We start from the raw sequence: 18,397 nt of genomic DNA on the forward strand, positions 1-18,397 counted from the left end.
TGGTTTTTTTTTAAATTTGCAAAATCTTTTAAAAAGTAAAAATGGCCGATCAGTTAAGTTATCTATTTTCTACAAGAACGAGTAAAGATCTTGCAGAAAAAATTGCCCAGCATTATGGGAAAGAATTAGGAAAAATCAACTTTCAAGAGTTTAGCGACGGAGAATTTGAACCTGTTTTAGACGAATCTGTAAGAGGAGGAAGAGTTTTCCTAATCGGATCTACGTTTCCGCCGGCAGACAATCTTTTAGAATTGCTTCTAATGATTGATGCAGCAAAAAGAGCTTCTGCAAAAAGTATTACCGTAGTGCTTCCGTACTTTGGGCTTGCAAGACAAGACAGAAAAGACAAGCCAAGAGCGCCAATTGGTGCTAAATTGGTGGCAAATCTTTTAACTGCTGCAGGGGCAACCAGAGTAATGACGATGGATTTACACGCAGATCAGATTCAAGGGTTTTTTGAAATTCCTGTGGATCATTTGTATGCTTCTACCATCTTTGTAGATTACATCAAAAATCTTGAACTTGATAATCTTACTATTGCCTCTCCGGATATGGGTGGTGCAAAAAGAGCGAAAAACTATGCAGGTCACCTTGGTGCGGATGTAGTAATTGCCTATAAAGAAAGAAAAAAAGCAAACGTTGTAGAAGAAATGTTCCTTATCGGGGATGTAGAAGGTAAAAACGTTATCCTTATTGATGACATGATTGATACTGCAGGAACACTTTGCAAAGCTGCTGATATCTTGATGGAAAAAGGAGCGAAATCTGTAAGAGCAATGGCGACTCACGGAGTGCTTTCAGGAAAGGCTTATGACAATATTGAGAACTCACAATTATTAGAAGTTATTGTAACTGACTCAATTCCTGTGAAAAATGGTTTGTCATCTAAAATAAAAGTGCTATCTTGCGCCCCATTATTTGCAGATGTTATGAAGATGGTGCACGAGCATCAATCTATTAGCAGTAAGTTTGTTATCTAATTGATAATTAACTGAATGCAATTTAAATCGAAACAATTTTTTTAAATTTTTATAAATGAAATCTATTACAATTCAAGGTACAAAAAGAGAAAGCGTGGGCAAAAAGTCTACAAAAGCTTTACGTGATGCTGAATTAGTTCCTTGTGTTGTTTACGGAGGTGGTGAGCCATTGAATTTCTCTGCAGAAGAGAGAGCATTCAAAGGTTTGGTATATACTCCTGAAGCACACACGGTATCTATTGAAGTTGACGGACAGGTAATTCCTGCAGTTCTTCAAGATATTCAGTTCCACCCAATTACAGACAAAATTATTCACATCGACTTCTACAGATTATCTGACGATAAGCCGGTTATTATGGAAGTTCCGGTAAGAATTACAGGTCGTTCTAAAGGTGTTGTAGCTGGTGGTGTTCTACGTCAGACTTTCAGAAAATTGAAAGTAAAAGCTATTCCTGCAAATCTTCCAGATGAGATCGTTGTAGATATTACTTCGCTTAAAATTGGTAACAAACTTTATGTAGGATCTATTAAGACTGAAGGTTATTCTTTCATGCATCCAGATAATGCAGTTGTTGTAGCTGTTAAAATGTCTAGAAATGCAGCTAAAGGAGGTGCATCTCAGGATGACGATGATGATGAAGAAGAAGTTGCAACTGAAGAAGTTGCAGCTCCAGAAGCAGCTGAAGCTTCTGCAGAATAAGAAATTTCTTTTTCGAAATATAAAAGAACCTGTCAATTTTGGCAGGTTTTTTTGTTTTTAGATTAAAACGATCACTCTATTAATCTGGCAGACTTTTAGATAAAAAATCGTAAATTTGATGCGTTCTAAATAAAGAACTTTTTAATTAAAATTGTAATAAATGTTTGACATTCAGGAAATCAGAAGTCAGTTTTCTATATTAAATCAGGAGGTGAACGGTAAACCATTGGTTTATTTAGATAATGCAGCAACGTCTCAAAAGCCCAACTCAGTACTTGAGGTTTGGAATCAGTATTATACAGAGCTCAATGCTAATGTACATCGTGGAATTCATACATTGAGCCAATTAGCAACCGAAGAAATGGAGCTTTCAAGAAGAAAAATCCAGAAATTTATTAATGCTAAACATGATTTTGAAGTTATTTTTACCAAAGGAACAACCGAGGGTTTAAATCTTATCTCTTATATTTTAACTCAGAAGCTAAAAAAAGATGACGAGATTATCGTTTCTTATCTTGAGCATCATTCGAATATCGTTCCTTGGCAATTGCTTTGCGAAAGAACGGGGGCGAAACTTCGCGTCATCCCAATCGATGAAAACGGAATTCTTCAATTGGATTATTTAGACGAATTTTTAAGCGAAAAAACAAAAGTAGTATCTGTTAATCAGGTTTCCAATGCTTTGGGAATTGTAAATCCTGTTGAAGAAATTATTGCTAAAACAAGAGCCAATTCTGATGCTTACATCGTGATTGATGGTGCTCAGTCGGCTCCTCATTTTACAATTGATGTACAGAAATTAGACTGCGATTTCTTTGTGTTTTCAGGGCATAAAATGTATGCTCCGATGGGAACGGGAATATTGTACGGAAAACAGGAAATTCTTGAAGATTTGCCGCCTTTCCACGGTGGAGGTGAAATGATTGCAGTATGTTCTTTCGATGCAACAACGTATGCAGGTTTACCTTTTAAATATGAAGCCGGAACACCAAATGTTGGCGGAAATATTGCTTTAGGAGCGGCTATAGATTTCATTAAAAAAGTAGGGCAGGAGAATATTCAAAACCACGAAAATGCTTTGCTGGAATATGCCCAAAAACAACTTTTAGAGATTGAGGACTTAAAAGTATATGGCGAAAAAGCGCACAGAACTGGCGTTGTTTCATTTAACTTAGAAGGAATTGGTATTTCTTCGGATGTAGGAATGATTCTCGATAAAATGGGAGTTGCAGTAAGAACCGGACATCATTGTACGCAACCGATCATGGATTTCTTTAATATTGCCGGAACCGTAAGAGCAAGTTTTGCGGTGTACAATACATTTAATGAAATCGATTTGCTTGTGGAAGGTGTGAAAAAAGCAAAAAGAATGCTTTCTTAATAACTTAACAGACTGTTTCTTTGAAGCAGTCTTTATTTTTTTAGTATGATGAAATACAAGATTTTTTATGCTTTTGCACTATTGTTGTTTCCTTTGTTTTTTAGTGCAACAACAATTCCTTTTGAATATATTGATGGAAAAATAATCATCAATGTTGACATTAAAAATAAGAAACATAACTTCATATTTGATACCGGTGCTTTAACGATTGTTTCTTCTGAACTAAAAGGTTCGTTGAATGAAAAGAAGAGCAATGTTGTATTTGAAGCTACAGATGCCAATAATTCTACATCAAAGATGGATCTTTTCTCAACCAACGAGTTGAAAATTGATGATCTGAAATTTAAAAATATAGACTTTTCATTTGCAGATATTAGTTGGATGGATTCTCGTGCGTGCAAGAAAATCAGTGGAATTTTCGGAGCAAATATGATGAATAATAAAGTTTGGCGAATCGATTTTAAACTTAAAACAATTATTGTTTCAGATAAAGTAACGGAAAGTTCTACCGAATCGGTATCAATCCCATTTTCCGAAGAAAATTTCACTCATGTTCCTAAAATCAGTGTCAATATAAGAAAGCAAAATTTCAATGTGTTTTTCGATACAGGAGCGGGTTCTGGTTTTTCAATTGATTCAAAATCTTATCAATTAGTAAAAGACAAAAATTTCTTGGTTTTTGAAGGACTTTTATCACAATCGTTAATCAGCATTAGTAAAGGCGATAGACCGCTTGATATGATGGAAGTTGAGGTTGATAATAAAGTTTTGGGGAATCAGATTGTTGACACGAGTTCAGATTCCCGAAATTTGGTAGGAACAAGATTTATGGAAAATTTTCTCATCGATTTAGATTTCATCAACAAAAAAATCATTCTCAATCTAACAGGCAAAACCCCAGAATATAATAGCTTTGGAGTTGCTTTTTCTCCTGTAGAAAACCATTTGGTTATCGTTAATAAACTAAAAATTCCTCAGTTGTCAGAATTAAATTTGGTGGATAAGATTATTAAGGTAAATAATATTGATGTTTCAAAAATCAATGCTGAAAAATTTTGTGAGGTTAAAAAGTTGATTGATAACAGTTCTGAAATTACAATTGAAAACGAATCGGGAAAAGAATTCAAACTCGAAAAGAAAAATATTTTACAGTATTTAAATTAATTTCAATTTAAAAAACAGCAATTTCTCATTCTAAAAACATTCTGTAATGAATCTTGTTACATTATAGATTTTAACAATTGTTCAAATTAGCTTTTTATCAGTTTTCTTAGGTTTGTTTATACTAATTTTGTCCGGTAAAATTTTATTCAATGTATGGAATTATTAGATAAATTAAACTGGAGATTTGCTACAAAAGCAATGAACGGGCAAAAAGTGCCACAGGAAAAACTAGATAAAATATTAGAGGCGGCAAGATTAGCGCCTACTTCGAGCGGTTTGCAGCCTTTTGAGATTATTGTAATCAGCAATCAGGAAATTAAAGAGCAAATCAAACCTCACGCTTGGAATCAGCCACAGATCACAGATTGCTCGCATCTTTTGGTATTTGCAGCTTGGGATAATTATACCGAAGAAAGAATCAACAAAATGTTTGATCTCACCAATGATGTAAGAGGTTTTAAAAACGAAGGCTGGGAAAATTACAGACAACAGATCTTGGCAACGTATCCCCCGAGACCGGCTGAAGAAAACTTCACACACGCAGCAAAACAGGCTTATATTTCTTTTGGAGCAGCGATTATAGCGGCGGCTTTCGAAGAGGTAGATTCTACGCCAATGGAAGGGTTTTCACCTGAAGCAGTAGACGAAATTTTAAATTTAAAGGAAAAAGGTTTAAGAAGCGTTCTTCTTTTGCCGATCGGTTACAGAGATACTGAAAATGACTGGTTGGTAAACCTTACCAAAGTGAGAAAATCGAAAGAAGATTTCATCACAGAACTCAATTAACGGCTAATTTTTTTCTTCATAGAAAAATCCCTTTCAAGGTTATTTTTGAAAGGGATTTTATTTATAATAAATTACATAAAGTTTGTCATTCCGTAGGAATCTCGACAATGTATTTGCGTAATTTTTAAAGCTCAATTTAGATTTCTCTGGAATGAGAAACGTATTGAAAATCTGTGTCAATCCGTGAAGATCTGTGGGAATAAAATTTAATTATTTGGCTTCCAATCTACAACAGCTCTGATAAACGCTTCCGCATTTTCCAAAGGAATATTTGGTAAAATTCCGTGTCCTAAATTGGCAATATATCGGTCTTTTCCGAAACGGTTGATCATTTCATTCACCATTTTCTTGATGGTTTCAGGTGTAGAATGAAGTCTTGCAGGATCAAAATTCCCCTGAAGCGTCATCGTGTGATTGGTCAAAGTTCTTGCAAATTCAGGTTTGATCGTCCAGTCAACTCCTAAAGCTGAAACCGGAGCCATTGTCATTTCTTCCAAAGCAAACCAGCATCCTTTTCCGAAAACGACAACGTGTGTTAATGGGCTTAAAGCTTCAACAATCTGGTTGATGTATTTCCAAGAAAATTCCTGGTAATCTGCCGGAGAAAGCATTCCGCCCCAAGAATCGAAAACCTGAACGGCAGAAACTCCTTTTTCAACTTTTCTTTTCAGATAAGCGATCGTAGTGTCTGTAATTTTCTGAAGTAACAAATGTGCTGCTTCCGGTTGTTGGAAACAGAAAGATTTAGCAATATCAAAAGCCTTGCTTCCTTTACCTTCTACGCAATAGCAAAGGATCGTCCACGGAGAACCCGCAAAACCAATCAATGGAATATCGTTGTCTAATTTAAGTAAAGTTAATTCTATGGCGTCAAAAACGTATCCTAAAGTATCATTCACATCGGGAACAATTACATTCTGCACATCTTCCATGGTTCTGATTGGATTATCTAACCACGGACCTACATTTTCCTTCATTTTAAAATCAATCCCCATTGCTTGAGGAACCACCAAAATATCAGAAAATAAAATCGCAGCATCCAAAGGATATCTTCTTATCGGCTGAACTGTAATTTCAGAAGCCAGTTCCGGAGTCTGACATCTTGTGAAGAAGTCGTACTTGTCGCGAAGTGCGATAAATTCAGGTAAATATCGTCCTGCCTGTCTCATCATCCAAACCGGTGGTCTTTCTACAGTTTCACCACGAAGTGCTTTTAAATATAGGTCGTTTTTAATCATAATTTTAATTGATAATTGACGGCTTTTAGTTGATAGGTTATAAAAAATCTTTCTCTAATCTATTTTTTATGACCGACAATATGTTTAATAAAGTATTTTCTGTACTTGTAAAAATCTCAGATTTTGTATGTTTTCTTATCTCTTTAGAAGTGGTTTCTCCTATTGAAAATAGAATGACATTTTCTAAAGAATTATTTTTCGCAAAACTACGAACTCCACTCGGGCTAAAAAAAACTATTGCATGATATTTTTCATGTATCACAGGATTAAGTGCTTCGGTCTCATAAACAGTCACTTTTTTGTACGAAATATTCTGCAGTGGAAGTTCTTTGTCTAAAACATCCAATGCTAAATTTCCACAAAAATGAATGAATTTTTCGTGGACACAGTTTTCAGTGATAAACTGAGATAATGTTTCAGCATTTTTTAAAACCTTAAAGGTTCCGAAACCGTTTTTACGAAGCTCTCTTTTGGTTTTTTCGCCTACACAATAGATTTTGTTATAGTTTTTTGCAGTGAAATCTTCATTAGGCTGAAATCTGTTTTCAAAAAAAGATTTTACACCGTTGGAGCTTGTGAAAATAAGCGATCGGTCTTTCAGGTCAAAACGTTCTACCGAAATCGATCTTGTTTTTATTACCTCAATACAATCTACCGAAATATGATTTCTCAGTTTTTCAGAAATGTATTTAGGATCGATGTTTTTGGTAAATAAAATGTTCATTAAGGTTTGTCTTTTAAATATAAATCTGCGACTTGCTTTCTTACTTTTGTCATGAAGTCTTTTCCTGGATCTTCTTTTCCTGTGAAATAATTGGGATCAGATTCTTTCCATAATTTAGAATTTCTGAAAATTCCGTATTCTGAATGGCCAATAAGATATTCTATTTTATATTTTTTGGTTAAATATCTCACCAATTCTGCGTTGGCTTCAACTTGTTTTTCGGTAAGCGGTTGTTTCTTGCTTCCGATATTTTCAACTCCGATGGCGCAATAATTTAAACCAATCGTGTGTCTTGCAAATTGAGTTGGTTCCATCAATTGATAAATAGTTCCGTCGCGGTCTATGATAAACTGAGAAGAAACATTTAAGGTGCTTTGTTTTTTTAAAGTATTTCTTGCACTTTCTAGGTGGGTTTTGTTGAAGTATTTGTGGTTACTTTCTACTGTTCCTCCGGCTGTATAATGCAAAACAATCATTTTCGGAACAATCGTCGGCGTTTTTTGAGTTAAACCGTGATGTTCTTTTAAATATTCTAAACTTAATTGAATTCTTTCCGCAGAATAACTGATCGGTTTATTGACGATTTTTAAACTTGAATTTTGTGCAGAACTCAAATTTAAAATAAATAAAAACAAAATGAAAACTACTTTTCTCATCTTATATTATTTTGAATATTGGTAATGTCCGGTAATTGTAAATTTAAACAGGCAATCTTCAATAACCTGTCCTGCACCGATGTTATGTACAATTAAATATCTTTTTCCGTCTGCCGATTTTTTGTTGACCACAATTCCGATATGTGTTAAATTCCCGGGAAGAAGCCATGTTACAATATCTCCGGGAACGTAAGAAGCAGGATTTGTATCTATAGCTTTTGATTTACCAAATTTTGCAAAGAAAACTCTCAAATTTGGAACTCTTCGGTGATCAATATTGGTATCGGGTCTTTTTAAACCCCAGTTTTTAGGATATTTAGAAAAATTCTTCTTCATGTCTTCATGTACTTCCTTTTGAAGATCAATACCTAATTTTCTATACGCTCTGATCACTACATCTGTACAAACTCCTTTATCAGCCGGAACATCTCCATTGGGGTATTTCAGCGTAAAATAAGCCGGATCGTAAGTTACTTTATCTTTCGTTAAGCTTAAAGCTGCGTCAGATAATTTTTGCGCAAATTGGTTTTGAGCATTAGCAATAAAAACAAAAAACAGAAAAATAAATATTGAAAAGTACTTTTTCATCAGTTTAAAATTAAAATTGAAAAACAGTTTTGTAAAGTTCAAAAATTAATTTTAAACATGAAGATTCTTTAAGCATAAAGAAATGTTAAGATTCAGAAAATCTTAATTTTACCTAAAACCTAAAACCTAAAACCTAAAATCTTAAAGCTGAGTTTTAATTTCAGCCATCAATTCTTTACCTCCGTTTTCTAAAACAATATTGGCAAATTTTTCACCAAAATTTTCTTCTTCATTATATTCAAAACTTTCGTCGGTGGCGATATAATTTTTCCCGTCCAAAGAGCAAAGAGCGGCTTTGAACCTGATCTGGTTTTCAATTTTTTCGGCAAAAGCTCCAATAGGTGCAGTACAGCCTCCTTCAAGAGTGCTCAGGAAATTTCTTTCAATTTCTACACAGATTTGGGTCTGTTTATGACTAATCTGTTTCAGAATATCGTTGATTTCTTTTTTGTCCGAATGTCCGGCAACTGCAACCACGCCTTGTGAAGGTGCAGGAATCATGAATGGAATAAATTCGTAATCGATATCCATCTTCATTCTTTTAATTCCGGCTAAAGATAAAATGGTCGCATCAAAATCTTGTTCTTCCAGCTTCTGAAGTCTGGTCTGAATATTTCCTCTGATGTCAAAAAATTCTGTGTCAGGATAATTTTTAGACCAAAAAGCCCTTCTTCTTAAACTGCTTGTCGCCAATTTAAGTTCGTGAAATTCTTTATCAATTGCCGATTTTCTTTTAATTAAAACATCTTGCGGATGATCTCTTTCAAGATAAGCGACAATTTCTATATTTTCGGGTAATTTTGTAGGTACATCTTTTAGAGAGTGCACGGCAATATCAATTTCGTCATTCAGCAATGCGATGTCTAAATCTCTTGTAAAAACTCCTGTAATTCCTAAAGAATAAAGAGGTTGATTAAGATTTTTGTCGCCTGAAGAAACAATCGGGACAATCTCGGTAAGGTAATTAAGGTTTTGCAAATGCCTTGCAACTTCTCTAGCCTGCCAAAGTGCAAGTGCAGAATTTCGGGTTCCTATTCTAATGCTTTTCATTGAATTCGTTATTGGGTTGTTCGACTAAAATTTCGTGCATTAATTTACTAATTTCCTCCGCTTTTAAAGGGTTGTCGATGATATATTTTGCAAAACGGTTGGTTATTTTCTGAATCATCTTCTCAGAAAGCTCCATGTCGTTGATATTGATATACTTATTTTTTCTGTAAAAATTGTGCATTTCGTTGCGCTCCATGTTTTTCAACACTGCTTTGAAATGATGAATATTCGGAGCAAGTTTTCTCTTTTTTTCCCATTCCAGAAAATCTTTGGTCATTTCTTTAATGATAACCTCGGCTTTCGGGATCTCTTTTTCTCTTTGTTGAATAGTTTCCTGAATTTGTTTTGAAAGTTCATCAACATCGATCAAAGTAACATTATCGAGTTCCGAAACATTTTTATCAACATTATGAGGAATAGAAAGATCAATAATCAAAATTTCTTTTCCGTTTTTTAAATGAGATTTATTGATGATCGGTTTTTTTGCTCCCGTTGCAACAATTAAAATGTCGGTGTTTTCTAATTCCTTTTCAAAATCATTATAATCAATATTGGGAATATTGTATTTTTCAGAAATTTTTGCTGCTTTTTCCTGAGTACGATTGGCAATTTTTATTTTAGGCTGATAAACATGTTTTACTAAATTTTCAACCGTATTCTGACCGATTTCACCAACTCCGAGAAGAAGAATGTTCTTTTCGGTAATTCTTTTCTGATTGTTTAAAATATAATGTACAGCCGCGTATGATACAGAAGCGGCTCCGTTTGAAATTCCGGTTTCGTTTTTTATTCTTTTAGAAATCTGAATTGCAGAATTAATCGACCTCTCCAAAAAAGGATTTGAATTCTGTCTTTCTTTTTTAAAACGGGCGTATGCTTTTTTGATCTGTCCGATAATTTCAAAATCACCGATGATCTGACTTTCCAGTCCTGCTGATACTCGGAATAGATGCTGCAATGCCTCTTCTTTTGTAAAGATATTTGCAAAACGTAAAAAATCTGAAAAATTTACACCAATAGATTTGCAATATTCTTCGGCAACCAAAAGATAGTTTGGTGAGGTGGTGTAGATCTCGGTTCTGTTGCATGTGGAAACCACAAATGCATCCCCTAAATTCTCATCGTGAATTCGGGTAACGAAGTTTTTAATATTGTCATCAAAAAAAGCAAATTTGCCCCTTGTTTCTACATCGGCCTTTTCGAAACTGATGGATAATACGGCAAAATTTGACGTTTGATGTATATTGGAATACTGTATCATAAGCAGTCGCAAATTTAAGCAAATTTTACTTAAAGATTCTCTGATTGTTTGTATGATAATTATCGTAAAAAGCTATAAATTAATTACCTAACATTTTATAGTTTTTCTTAAAACTTACAAAAACAATTAATTAAGAAAAAAATTCAATTTTAATAAAATTTTAACCAAATTATATAAAACTTTGTAATCGTTACTATTGTATAATTTATATCTTTGTAAACTTAAATCAAGGAGAAAATTATGAGTTTATTCGATATGTTTACGCAAGAAATTGCGATAGACCTTGGAACTGCCAACACGCTTATCATCCATAATAATAAAATTGTTATCGATCAGCCTTCTATTGTTGCAATAGAACGTTCTTCAGGAAAGCCGATTGCTGTTGGGGAACAGGCAAAACATATGCAGGGTAAAACTCATGAAGATATAAAAACCATCCGTCCTTTGAAAGATGGAGTTATTGCAGATTTTCATGCCTCAGAGCACATGATCAAAGAATTTATCAAAAAAATTCCTGGGATCAAAGGGAGATTTATTCAGCCTGCTTTAAGAATTGTGATTTGTATTCCTTCAGGAATTACAGAAGTTGAAAAAAGAGCGGTAAGAGATTCTGCTCAGAAAGTAAACGCAAAAGAAGTACGCTTGATTTATGAGCCAATGGCTGCTGCAATAGGAGTTGGTATTGATGTACAAAAACCAGAAGGTAATATGATTATCGACATAGGTGGTGGTACTACCGAAATCGCTGTTGTTGCTTTGGGAGGTATTGTTTGTGATAAATCTGTAAAAATTGCAGGTGACGTATTCACCAATGATATTGCTTATTTCTTAAGAACACATCATAATTTATACATCGGAGAAAGAACTGCTGAAAGAGTGAAAATTGAAGTAGGTTCTGCAGTTGAAGATTTAGATGTAGATATTGATGATATCCCGGTACAGGGTAGAGATTTGATTACCGGAAAGCCAAAAGAAATTATGGTTGGGTATAAAGAAATTGCTCGTGCTTTGGATAAATCAATTATCAGAATTGAAGATTCTGTAATGGAAACCCTTTCTCTTACGCCGCCGGAATTGGCTGCAGATATTTACAAAACAGGTATTTATCTTGCAGGTGGTGGTGCTTTGTTGAGAGGTCTTGCAGACAGATTACACAAGAAAACAGGTCTTCCGGTTTTTGTGGCAGAAGATCCTTTGAGAGCTGTTGTTCGCGGAACGGGTATTGCGCTTAAGAATATGGATAAATTCAATTTCTTAATTAAATAATTTTAACTTTTTACGACTTTTTATTTGAATGGGATTTTTGCTGAGATTATTTTCTAAGAATGCTCTTTTTGTATTCTTTATTTTCCTGCAAATTATTGCTCTCATTTTGATATTCTCTAAAAACGCCATGCAGCAATCTTGGCTTGCAGGTCAAACTGCGGCTTTCAACTCTTGGGTTTCAGGAGGGATTGATGAAGGGGTTTCTTATTTAAAATTAAAGCAAGTTAACGAAGATCTTGTTGCTCAAAACAAGGCTTTAATGGTTGAGCTTTACGGAAAACAGGGCGCTGCAAATCCGCAATTCAGAAAAGTACACGATACTTTGGGGGGCGGACAAATATATACTTTTGTAGACGGTGAAATAGTTTTCAACAGCATCAACAGAAGAAATAATTATTTCACAATCAACCGTGGTACAAGAGACGGCGTTTATCCTCAAATGGGCGTAATGGCTCCAAAAGGAATTGCCGGAATTGTTATTAATTCTACCGACAGTTACGCTTTGGTACAATCTGTTTTGAGTGTAAATAAAATCAGAATTAATGCTTCACTGAAAAACTCAGGATATTTCGGAACTTTAACGTGGAGAGGAGATAACTCACGATTGATGCATTTGGCAGATGTGCCAAAATATGTTTCCCTGAAAATTGGCGACACGATAGAAACCGACGGGAAATCAGCGATTTTTCCTAAAGGTGTTATGATTGGTAAAATTGCGGGCTACACCGTAGATAATAAAACAGGATTCTGGGATATTTCAGTAGAATTAAGTGAAAAAATGGGAGCTTTAAACAAAGTTTACGTTGTTAAAAATCTTAAAAAAGCTGAGGTTCAAAAAATTCAGGATACCATGCAAGCTGTAATAAAGAAAGAAAATGATTAGCAGAACCGTATTTACAGATCTTTTGATCATGGCTTTTCTGGTTGCATTACAGGTTTTTGTACTGAACAGGATTACGCTGTTTGGTCAATTTACGCCGGTTTTGTATCCTGTTTTTGTCATGTTTTATCCTTTTTTCAGAAATAAATTTCAATTTTTAGCTTTAAGTTTTTTAATCGGGCTTTCGGTTGATGGTTTTCTTGGTACATGGGGAATTAATGCTTTGGCAACAACGGTTATTGCTTATTTTCGTACGTTGATTTTCCGTACGTCTACAGATACTTCTACAGATTTCTTTTCATTTCAGTCTTTGCAATGGACGCAGTTTTTATTGTTTCTATTATCAAGTATCTTCCTGCATCAGCTTTTGGTGCAGTATATCGAGTTTTTTAAATTCAGCAGAATTTTTGAAATTTTCCTTAATGTGTTGGTAACTAGTGGAATTTCCTTTATATTTATCATAGTTTACGCATTAATCTTTAAAATCAAACAGAAAGTTTGAACACACGCCATATAAAAATCTTAACGATTCTCATTGTCATTGCTCTTATTTTTGTAGCAAGGCTTTCTTATTTACAGCTGTTTACAGACCGTTATGCACTGAATGCAGCCAATACTTCCATCAAAACCGAATATGTCATTCCGCAACGTGGAGTTATTTTCGACAGAAACGGGAAAATTATGGTGGGAAATCAGCCTGCTTATGAAATTTCTTTTACTCAGGCTTTAATGAAACCCGATTTTGATACTTTGGCTTTCTGTAGTTTAATGAAAATTGATAAAGGAGATTTCATTAAGAGAATTAATTTAATTAAAGCTGAAAAATATTATTCCAAACTCACGCCGATGACTTTTATTAAAGATCTGAGCAGAGAAGAAATAGCAAGAGTTCAGGAAATAATATTTAAATATCCGGCTTTCAGTATCGTTCAGCGTCCGCAAAGACAATACGAAGTTTCAACTTCCGGAAACCTTTTAGGATATACAAGTGAAGTAAACGATAGGGAAATTAAAAAAGATTCTACTTATTATCTTCCGGGAGACCTTATCGGTAAAACGGGTGTGGAAAAATCTTATGAGAAAGAGCTTCGTGGCGTAAAAGGAATTAAATATATCCAAAAAGATATCAAACTTAGAAACGTTGGACCGTATAAAAACGGATCTTTAGACAGAGACGTTATTACCGGAAAAGACATTACTTTGACGATTGATTATGATCTTCAGAGAATGGCTGAAGAAATGCTGGTGAACAAACATGGTGCAGTTGTGGCTTTAGATCCAAATAATGGTGAGGTTTTGGTTGCTGCAACCGGGCCGGATATCGATCCCAATCTTTTTACCGGACCCAATAAATCTAAAAATCTTTACGCCCTTTCTAAAGATACGATTTACGAAAACAAACCGACTTTCGACCGTTCTTTACAGGCGGGTTATCCTCCCGGATCAACTTTTAAATTGTTGACGGCTTTGGCGGCAATGCAAATGGGTGTGATGGATGAAAAGACAATTTTCCCATGCGGTGGCGGATTTTTCTATAAAGGAAAAAGAATTAAAGGTCACGGTGGAGCAGATCCTTTGATCCCGTCAATTCAGGTTTCCAGTAACTGTTTCTTTACGTACGCATTTATTGCAATCATTAAAAAATATCCTGGAAATCCATCAAAAGGTGTTGACGAATGGAAAAAAATCATGAGCAGCTTTGGTGTTGGTGAGTTTTTAAATAATGATTTTGCAGTAGGGGCAAAAGGTAGAATTCCTTCGGGGGATTTTTATGAAAGAAGATTTAAAGCAATCATCAAAGCAAACGGTTCTACAAGACAAGATTATAAGAATTGGGATGAAATGTCAACCGGAGCTATTTACAACGGAATGGGACAAGGTGATGTAATGGTAACGCCTTTACAGCTTGCTAATTATGTTGCTGCCATTGCCAATAGAGGTTGGTATTTTACGCCACATATTGTAAAATCGATTGATGGTAGACCTAATCCCGATCCGAGATTCAAAAAGAAACATCATACCTTGGTTGATCCAAAACATTTCGAACCTGTTTTAAAAGGAATGGAAGCGGTAGTTCTGAGAGGAACTGCAAGAGGTTTGATGTCTAAAGATTTTACACAATTAGCAAAAACCGGAACTGCACAGGTTCCGCAAGGAAAAGATAATTCAATTTTTGTGTTAATTGCTCCTGCAGAGAAACCAAAAATCGTAGTAGTTGCTGTAATGGAACATGCCGGATTTGGAGCAACTTGGGCGGGACCAGCTTGTACGGTAATCGCCGAAAAATATATTACCGGAGATCTTAAACGTGAACATCTTTACAAAAAAATGATTACGTCGAGCTTCATGCCTGAATATAAAAGGCAATGGATTGTCGATCTGAAAAGAAAAGGTCTGTATAAAGAACCAAAGCCGGATTCTATAAAGCTTAAAAGAATACAAGACAGTTTGAATCTTGTGAAAAAAGCAAAAGAAAAATTGCAAAAAGCCCAAAATGTTAAATCCCAAAAAACCGTAAAACCATGAAATGGACAGAAGGAATAGATAAGTTAGGTCTTGGGTTGTATTTTTTGCTTTGCTTATTTGCGATAGCCAATATTTATAGTGTAGACGAAGGTTTGGGTAAAAAACAATTGATCTTTTTCGGAATTTCAATTTTTGTAGGCTTAATTATTTTCTTCAGCAGAAGTAAATTTTTTGAGAACATGTCTGGGATTATTTATATTGGCGGAGTTTTGATGCTTGCAGGTCTTCATGTTTTCGGAACAGAAATTCTCGGACAGAAAAACTGGTATAAATTCGGAAGTTTTACGATGCAACCTGTAGAGTTCTCAAAGATTGGAACGGCTTTAATGTTGGCAAATTATGTCTCCGGAGCAGACTTTGATCTTAAAAATACAAAATCATTATTAACAGCGTTGGCAATCATTGGTATTCCTGCTGTTGTTGTTTTATCAATTCCTGATGTTGGATCGTTGCTTGTATTTACTGCATTTTTTATTGCGTTATATAGAGAAGGTCTTTCGGGGAAATTATTTTTGATTGGTGGGCTTTTTGGTGCGGTATTTCTTATTGCAAATTACCTTAATGATCCTCTGCAATGGAGTTTGTGGTATTTCACAGTGTTTATTATTGTCATTGGCGGATTGTGGTTTGCATTTAATGCAGCTCTTCTTCGTAAAAACATATATACTCTTTTACCTGGAGTAGGAGTGATTCTGCTATTGGCAGCATTGTCATTTATTTCACCTGTTATTTTTGAAAAATTACCAAAACACCAGCAAGAACGTGTAGAGGTTTTGTATAAAGGAGAGAGAGAATTCCGTGATACTTCAGGGTATAATTTATTGTATTCAAAAACAGCGATTGGTTCCGGAGGAATGTTTGGTAAAGGATTCCGTGAAGGTTCTGTAACTCAGGGAAAGTTTGTTCCCGAGCAGGAGACCGATTATATTTTCTGTACCGTTGGAGAAGAATGGGGATTTGTAGGAAGTGCAGTTCTTGTTTTTGCCTACATGATTTTCATCGGACGAATTTATTATCTTGCAGAAAAGCAGAAATCCGTATTTAACCGAGTTTTCGGGTATTGTTTTGCTTCCATCCTTTTGATGCACTTTTCGATCAATTTAGGCATGGTTATGGGCTTATTTCCAACCGTTGGTATTCCGTTGCCTTACTTCAGTTATGGTGGAAGTTCATTACTTGCCTTTTCTATGATGACCTTTATTTTCTTTAAACTTAATTACGCAGACAAAAACAGTTTGGTTTAGAGCTGGAAGTCAGGAGCGGGATGATGGAAGTTTACAACATTCTTTAAAGGTGATATTTAAAATCTGCTCAATCTGCAAAATCAGCTAGATAAAATTTCTACTAATTTTTCCATTAAATAAAATCATAAAAGTTTATGAGAGAAGCTTACATTATTGATGACAATTTCGTTAATATAAATTTTGCACAACAGCCTTTAGAAGTTGGCGAATATGAGAATTGTACTTTCCAAAACTGCAATTTTGAATATGTAAATCTCTCTGAATTTAAATTTAACAACTGTGAATTTGTCGATTGTAATTTAAGCATGACCAAATTAGCAGGAACTGCTTTTCGTGATGTGCTTTTCAAAGACTGCAAAATGTTCGGAATGCATTTCGATGATTGTAATGAATTTGGAATGTCTTTCAGGTTTGACGGATGTGCTTTAAATAATTCTGTTTTCTATAAAACAACGATTAAAAGAACATTATTTAAAAATTCTAAACTGATTGAAGTAGATTTTGCTGAGTGTGATTTGTCAAATTCTGTCTTCTCAAACTGCGATTTTAGCGGCGCGACATTCGAAAGAACCAATTTAGAAAAAGCGGACTTGAGAACTTCATTCAATTACGCCATCAATCCGGAATCTAACAGGCTTAAAAAGACCAAATTTTCACTTTCTGAAGTTCATGGGCTATTACGCCGATTTGATATAGAAATTGATAAAAACAGCTGATTTAAATTATTTAAAGAATTGAAAATTTACATCTCATCAATAGGAATGGACTTTAGCCCGATTCTACGGATGAATTTGAATTTTTTGATAGTTTTTACTTCATGATAAAAGTATAGAAAACAATAAACTTGTTTAAACTTTTTATTTAACCACAAAAGAGGCAAATGATTTAGATATTTCTATTTAATATTGGAAAAAGCATACAAAAACCTTTAAAAATCTTTGATTTTTTATTCTTTTGAGAACTTTGATTATCTAATAGTAACTTTATAATTGTCTTTTGTGCCTTTTGTGGTTAAATTTTAAATTAGTTTAAACAGGTTCAATATAAAAAAATTAAAGCCATCAAATCTGATGGCTTCATTTATATAATCAATTATTTAAGACTAAAAACTAGTAGATGCTAAGTTGTTGTAGTTATCTCCGTTTTCATTGATTACTCTTTTTGCAAACCTAAACTTTGGTCCCCAATAAGAATCATTCAATGATGAGATCATTACCCCTTTTGATGTTGCTGCGTGAATAAACATTATTTCACCTTCTTCAGTTACGTTTTCTACAATTCCTACGTGAGAAATTCTTTTTCCGTGAGAGAAGAAAATTAAATCTCCTTTCTGAAGGTTTTCTTTATCGATAGCTTCTCCTTCCTGAGATTGAGACGCAGCTACTCTTGGTAAAGTAAGACCTGCTGCAGCTCCGAATACTGATAATACAAATGCTGAACAGTCGATTCCTTTTCTTGTCATTCCTCCGTATCTGTAAGGAGTTCCAAGATAAGTTTGAGCTTCTGCTAAGATATTATCAATGGTCTTGTTATGTTTGATCGCTTTTGCGATTTCAGAATTTTTTAAAGAATTTTTTGCGTTTGCAAGTGCCACTGCTTTTTCAGAGATGAATGAGTTGATTAACAACTTTTTATCACTCTCCATCTTAGTATCTATTGCAGCAAGTTTGGCATCTGTTTTGTATTCTTTAGTGTAAGTTGCCGGTTTTGAAACCACGTAATTGGTTACGCATGATTGTAGTGATATTGTTGAAACGAAAGCAACTAAATAAAACAAAACTCTTTTCTTCATATTTTTTAATTTCCGGTTGAAAAAGAAATATTTATTTCCCTAAAGCCTTACAAAAGTAGAGATTCTTGCCAAGGCGACCTCGGTATGATTATTATCAGGTTCTTGATTTAACACATTTTAACATCTTGCTTAAGTATGTTAAAGAAAAAATAGCTGTAATG

18 protein-coding genes are annotated in these 18,397 nt (G+C 34.5%); 11 read left to right on the forward strand and 7 right to left on the reverse strand.

The features are described 5' to 3' along the window. Positions 1-41: 41 nt before the first annotated feature. The 5 genes from OEW74_RS01880 to OEW74_RS01900 all read left to right on the forward strand — a co-directional run bounded on the left by OEW74_RS01880 (position 42) and on the right by OEW74_RS01900 (position 5,011). On the forward strand, positions 42-980 hold the full coding sequence (locus OEW74_RS01880; protein WP_265426868.1) for a ribose-phosphate pyrophosphokinase: 939 nt from the start codon (positions 42-44) through the stop codon (positions 978-980). Between the two features lie 55 nt (positions 981-1,035). Beyond that, positions 1,036-1,680, forward strand: coding sequence for a 50S ribosomal protein L25/general stress protein Ctc (locus OEW74_RS01885; protein WP_265426869.1), 645 nt, complete (start codon positions 1,036-1,038; stop codon positions 1,678-1,680). 160 nt (positions 1,681-1,840) lie between these two features. Further along, entirely contained in the window at positions 1,841-3,061 is a 1,221-nt protein-coding gene (locus OEW74_RS01890) for an aminotransferase class V-fold PLP-dependent enzyme (RefSeq protein WP_265426870.1), read from the forward strand. Between the two features lie 45 nt (positions 3,062-3,106). Then, positions 3,107-4,225: an aspartyl protease family protein gene (locus OEW74_RS01895; RefSeq protein WP_265426871.1), complete on the forward strand. Its 1,119-nt coding sequence runs from the start codon at positions 3,107-3,109 to the stop codon at positions 4,223-4,225. 153 nt (positions 4,226-4,378) lie between these two features. Next, complete coding sequence (locus OEW74_RS01900; RefSeq protein ID WP_265426872.1) at positions 4,379-5,011, forward strand: NAD(P)H-dependent oxidoreductase; 633 nt, start codon at positions 4,379-4,381, stop codon at positions 5,009-5,011. Positions 5,012-5,217: 206 nt separating this feature from the next. Here OEW74_RS01900 and hemE read toward each other — a convergent pair whose 3' ends face one another. The 6 genes from hemE to hemA all read right to left on the reverse strand — a co-directional run bounded on the left by hemE (position 5,218) and on the right by hemA (position 10,528). Beyond that, a complete protein-coding gene (gene hemE, locus OEW74_RS01905) occupies positions 5,218-6,249 on the reverse strand; it encodes a uroporphyrinogen decarboxylase (protein WP_265426873.1) in 1,032 nt (343 codons plus the stop codon). 37 nt (positions 6,250-6,286) lie between these two features. Continuing rightward, positions 6,287-6,973, reverse strand: a complete 687-nt coding sequence (locus OEW74_RS01910) for a uroporphyrinogen-III synthase (protein ID WP_265426874.1) — start codon at positions 6,971-6,973, stop codon at positions 6,287-6,289. After that, complete coding sequence (locus OEW74_RS01915) at positions 6,973-7,629, reverse strand: N-acetylmuramoyl-L-alanine amidase (protein WP_265426875.1); 657 nt, start codon at positions 7,627-7,629, stop codon at positions 6,973-6,975. Before OEW74_RS01915 ends, OEW74_RS01910 begins: the two co-directional genes overlap by 1 nt. A 6-nt stretch (positions 7,630-7,635) precedes the next feature. Continuing rightward, complete coding sequence (locus tag OEW74_RS01920) at positions 7,636-8,217, reverse strand: DUF1287 domain-containing protein (protein WP_265426876.1); 582 nt, start codon at positions 8,215-8,217, stop codon at positions 7,636-7,638. A gap of 141 nt (positions 8,218-8,358) precedes the next feature. Then, on the reverse strand, positions 8,359-9,267 hold the full coding sequence (hemC, locus tag OEW74_RS01925; RefSeq protein ID WP_265426877.1) for a hydroxymethylbilane synthase: 909 nt from the start codon (positions 9,265-9,267) through the stop codon (positions 8,359-8,361). Beyond that, a complete protein-coding gene (gene hemA, locus OEW74_RS01930) occupies positions 9,254-10,528 on the reverse strand; it encodes a glutamyl-tRNA reductase (protein ID WP_265426878.1) in 1,275 nt (424 codons plus the stop codon). The genes hemC and hemA overlap by 14 nt, the downstream gene beginning before the upstream one ends. Before the next feature lie 240 nt (positions 10,529-10,768). Here hemA and OEW74_RS01935 point away from each other — a divergent pair, with 240 nt between their 5' ends. The 6 genes from OEW74_RS01935 (at position 10,769) to OEW74_RS01960 (ending at position 17,160) form a co-directional block, all read left to right on the forward strand. Continuing rightward, on the forward strand, positions 10,769-11,794 hold the full coding sequence (locus tag OEW74_RS01935) for a rod shape-determining protein (RefSeq protein WP_265426879.1): 1,026 nt from the start codon (positions 10,769-10,771) through the stop codon (positions 11,792-11,794). 28 nt (positions 11,795-11,822) lie between these two features. Further along, positions 11,823-12,677, forward strand: a complete 855-nt coding sequence (gene mreC / locus OEW74_RS01940; RefSeq protein ID WP_265426880.1) for a rod shape-determining protein MreC — start codon at positions 11,823-11,825, stop codon at positions 12,675-12,677. Then, the gene (locus OEW74_RS01945) at positions 12,670-13,176 is read left to right on the forward strand and encodes a rod shape-determining protein MreD (protein ID WP_265426881.1); all 507 of its coding nucleotides are present in this window, start codon (positions 12,670-12,672) and stop codon (positions 13,174-13,176) included. Before mreC ends, OEW74_RS01945 begins: the two co-directional genes overlap by 8 nt. Further along, on the forward strand, positions 13,173-15,200 hold the full coding sequence (locus OEW74_RS01950; protein ID WP_265426882.1) for a peptidoglycan D,D-transpeptidase FtsI family protein: 2,028 nt from the start codon (positions 13,173-13,175) through the stop codon (positions 15,198-15,200). Before OEW74_RS01945 ends, OEW74_RS01950 begins: the two co-directional genes overlap by 4 nt. Continuing rightward, positions 15,197-16,444 carry a rod shape-determining protein RodA gene (gene rodA / locus OEW74_RS01955; RefSeq protein ID WP_265426883.1) on the forward strand — a complete coding sequence of 416 codons (1,248 nt, stop codon included), beginning with the start codon at positions 15,197-15,199 and terminating at the stop codon, positions 16,442-16,444. The genes OEW74_RS01950 and rodA overlap by 4 nt, the downstream gene beginning before the upstream one ends. Before the next feature lie 134 nt (positions 16,445-16,578). Beyond that, complete coding sequence (locus tag OEW74_RS01960) at positions 16,579-17,160, forward strand: pentapeptide repeat-containing protein (protein ID WP_265426884.1); 582 nt, start codon at positions 16,579-16,581, stop codon at positions 17,158-17,160. 386 nt (positions 17,161-17,546) lie between these two features. On the opposite strand, the gene OEW74_RS01965 is transcribed toward OEW74_RS01960, so the two are convergent. After that, positions 17,547-18,236 carry a C40 family peptidase gene (locus OEW74_RS01965; protein WP_265426885.1) on the reverse strand — a complete coding sequence of 230 codons (690 nt, stop codon included), beginning with the start codon at positions 18,234-18,236 and terminating at the stop codon, positions 17,547-17,549. Positions 18,237-18,397 lie beyond the last annotated feature (161 nt).

The sequence above is a fragment of the Chryseobacterium sp. YIM B08800 genome (assembly GCF_026163565.1).
Lineage (GTDB): Bacteria > Bacteroidota > Bacteroidia > Flavobacteriales > Weeksellaceae > Chryseobacterium.